This is a genomic window from Endozoicomonas sp. (genome assembly GCF_051008435.1).
Classification (GTDB): domain Bacteria; phylum Pseudomonadota; class Gammaproteobacteria; order Pseudomonadales; family Endozoicomonadaceae; genus Endozoicomonas_A.
The window spans coordinates 1-3,546 of record NZ_JBPCXO010000190.1 but is presented as its reverse complement, the minus strand read 5'-3'; the positions used below and the strand labels follow the sequence as shown (position 1 = coordinate 3,546).

The window sequence follows — 3,546 nt, the reverse complement described above, 5'->3', positions numbered from 1 at the left end:
ACAAACTTCTCACCGCCTACTACAATCTCCATACGATCCCGGAAGGTTTTGGTTGGCCAGACAATGTCTTCTTTCTTCTTGGGTAGCTCCTCATAGGGCTGGCTCATATACTTGGAGAAAGAGCCTGACAGTTTCAGATAACGCTCAAAGCGGGGGATAATATTTTCCTGAGCAATAATCTGGGCATTGGGGCTGTCTTCAACCAGAGGTCGCGTGCCATAGGCATGATCAACATGTCCGTGGGTCAGGATAATCGTATGAATCGGTTTATCGCTAACACTGCGAATGACTTTCAAAATCGCCGGACCGGCGGGAGCCATACCGGTATCCACAACCACCAGCCCCTCATCGGTTTCAAACAGCACAGCGTTCACAATGGGCATGCGAATCAGCCACATCCTGTCGCCTACCGGCTCAATGTCGGTCATCTCCAGCGCGTCATCAATGGCAGGCTGAAAATCTTCACCAAACATGTGCTGGGCAATGTTTTTGGAAAACTTGCCGCCAAAGCTCCCGCCTTCCATGACCCTTTTGATCAACTCAGGGTTTTCAATCAACAGCTGGGTACGGACATCACCATCAGCTGCTTTTTCAGCCACTGTCGTCAGAACACTTTTCTTCGCACTGTCAGCCGCCTGATTGACGGTTTTAGCCGCATCCGTTTCTGACAGCAGCATGCCTGCACCAGTGAACACTACCGCTGTAGCTGTATAGCCCAGCAGAGACTTGAATTTTGCCATATCACTCTAACTTTCGGTTAATTCCTGAGTACGTTTTAACCAGTTCACAACAATGAGTGATTCACTGATGACTGCTGAACCTTCCGGGGTTTGATTGATTCGTTTGAGTTGAACATAAACAGACAGATCAGCCATAGTCAGATGATCTGCTACCAGAAATGATTGACTCCTCAGCATTGACTCCAGGGAACAGACATGTGACCTGAGATCTTTCTGAAGCTGTTCGGTTGTTTTTCGGCCGGTTCCCTGACGACTGAGTATTCCTTTGACGCCCATCACCACCAAGGGTCCGATCAGCCAATGCAGCCAACCGGGGTCATGAGCCAACAGCAGAGGTAACATCTTCCGACTGTTGTCCTTGATGGCAAAACGAAAATACATTTCCATGAAATACAGACTTTCATCAGCCCAGTCTTCCAGTACATGAACCAGAGCAGAGGCATCTGCAGAATCAGGAAACACCGACTTTTCAGGAAATTGCTCTTCAATAAAACGGCAGATATTGCTGGAATCTGCTACTACCTGCTGATCTTGCACCAGCACAGGCACCTTGCCTGCAGGATTTAACTTGCGGATCTTGGTGATGGCAGAAGCACCATACTCAACCAATTCATAAGGTATCTGTTTGTATTGCAGTAAAAGACGGATTTTCTCGCAGAAAGGAGAATCTTCCATCTGGTGCAGGTGCATCATAATTCATAGCTCTTTGAATTTATCGTTATTATTAACAGCCACTTACCTCTCATTACTGCCTTGAAAGGTTGGCAGCTGCCCTTACAGGCAGCTGATTTTTATCTTTATCCCTGGAACATGCTGAGGAATCCCAGTGCCGATGGGATGGACAGACGACCGCCGTCCAATTCAATATCAGCAGTGGCCAATGCTCCCGGCAGACTGCGATCACCCGCCATAATTTCCAGCCACACTTCAGAAGTCGTGGTCATGCTGTTATCTGGATTGGTAATGGCCTGGTCTTTAATGATCGCAACCCCTCTCCTGACATGAATCGTGTAAGACTCATCCGTGTCAGTGAAGTTGATCACCATGGTTTCGTCGGTTTCCAGACTCTTCTCAGGGTTCAGGTTCACGGCCAGAGACTCAATGAAACCACGCACCGGCATAGCCTTGATCAGCTTGTTGGTGGATTTTTCCATCTGCTCAACAGGCATTTCTACCCCTCGCAACTCAGCCGCTTCCGTTAGATAGATATCACGGGCGTTGGAGTTGTGCATGGCATAACCCAGCTGGGTAGCAGATTCAGCACGAAGTTCTTTGACGACTTTATTTTCAGACTGCAAGCGCATCAGATGATCGGTCAGCTGCAGCACCCAGTTGTAATTCTTCTGCTCAAACGCTTCCTGAGCTTTTGCCAGCAGAGCCTCTTCACCACCTGCCAGATCAGCCATCTGTCTGGCGGTGTCATCAGGCGAAATAGGCAGCAGCTTGGAGACATTAGAGTCGTACCAGCCCAGATAACCACTGAAGATGTTACGTACAGCCCACTCGACCTTGCCATAGTATTCAAACAGATAGGGATGGTTGGCCAGGTGCTCAGGCAGTTTCACCTGTTCGACCAACTCATCCGGTGACAGTCCCTGGTTGATCAAACGGATAGTCTGATCATGAACGAACTGAATGCCGTCACGGTAAGCCGTCAGGATCTCCTTAACATTTTCCTTACCTTCCACCGGTAAGGTGTGGCTAGGTGCCAGGAATTCAGGCTCAAACTCCAGCATGGTATCGACCGACTCGTACCACTTTTTGATATCACGGTAGCTGGTGCCACGCAGGGTATAGAGGTTAGGGAATGACTTGTAGACATTGTCACCGGGCATGATGACTTTCTGGTCCGGCAACCAGACAATGATCTGGTCGTTGGTTTCACCGGCAACGTGCACCAGCTCCAGATTAACACCGGCAATATTCAGTTCAGCCTTATCCGAGAAAGTATGGGTAGGCGGAATAACGTCTGCATGATTACCAGGCTCGATGGTTTCCATCTGTGTGGCCAGGCCATAATGCACAAATCCCTTGTCGCCTTTTTCAAGCAGTGCACCAATCATTCGGTTACTGCGAGCACCAATGGCAGGCGCCAGAACATTGACGACACGGTTAATATAATATTGCGTAGTGTCATGGGCCCAGATCTGGATATCTTCAGGGTTTTCTTCGCCTTCCACAAAACCGGGGCCACCAAAGACATGGTCACCATGGTTATGGGTATAAACAATCGCCTTGATCGGCTTATCAGTAATCTCACGGAAGGCAGCTTTTACCCTGCGGGCAGACTCAACAGACGCCATGGCATCGACAATGATGATGCCATCGTCACCTTCCACCATGATGGAGTTGGCGCCACCAAAACCGACGGCCTGATATACACCTTTAGTGACTTCGTAGACTTTTTCCTGCATCTCGGGCAGAACCGCTTTCATTGCCGGATGCACAGTTTCAGAGGATGAAGCTTCCGTAGAAGCAGCTGCAGTGGTGCTTACAGTCTCGGCGGAGTCATTGCAGCCTGCTAACAGGCCCGTTGCCAACAGTGTAGGGATGAGATAACGACGCATATACAAACCCTGTAATACTTATTATTGTGAACACACTCATTGTAACTATTCAGCACCCCTGATGATTTTGCAGGGATAAAAGGTTTTGGTTATAAGCCATGCCACACTTGAGTTTCAGAGGTACAAATATGCTGTACTTTCGTTTATCTCGTGGGTAGTTGCGGCAATATGGTGTGGAAACTCAGCTTTTTAGGTGCATTTTTCGTCAAAAACTCCTTTTTCAGAAAGCTAAACGATCA

The 3,546-nt window shown here is 48.5% G+C and carries 3 protein-coding genes; all 3 read right to left on the bottom strand.

The genetic code is table 11. The annotated features are described in order from the left end of the window. On the bottom strand, positions 1 to 740 hold a 740-nt coding region (locus ACR2PX_RS09330; protein WP_433999087.1), incomplete at its 3' end, for an MBL fold metallo-hydrolase. A 6-nt stretch (positions 741 to 746) separates the two neighbouring features. Then, positions 747 to 1,433: a glutathione S-transferase family protein gene (locus ACR2PX_RS09325; RefSeq protein WP_433999086.1), complete on the bottom strand. Its 687-nt coding sequence runs from the start codon at positions 1,431 to 1,433 to the stop codon at positions 747 to 749. A 104-nt stretch (positions 1,434 to 1,537) separates the two neighbouring features. Further along, positions 1,538 to 3,307, bottom strand: coding sequence for an alkyl sulfatase dimerization domain-containing protein (locus ACR2PX_RS09320; protein ID WP_433999085.1), 1,770 nt, complete (start codon positions 3,305 to 3,307; stop codon positions 1,538 to 1,540). Between the last annotated feature and the right edge of the window lie 239 nt (positions 3,308 to 3,546).

Bases quoted from the DNA above. Each gene is read 5' to 3' on its own strand.
- ACR2PX_RS09320 (WP_433999085.1), bottom strand. From the start codon at position 3,307: ATGCGTCGTTATCTCATCCCTACACTGTTGGCAACGGGCCTGTTAGCA.
- ACR2PX_RS09325 (WP_433999086.1), bottom strand. From the start codon at position 1,433: ATGATGCACCTGCACCAGATGGAAGATTCTCCTTTCTGCGAGAAAATC.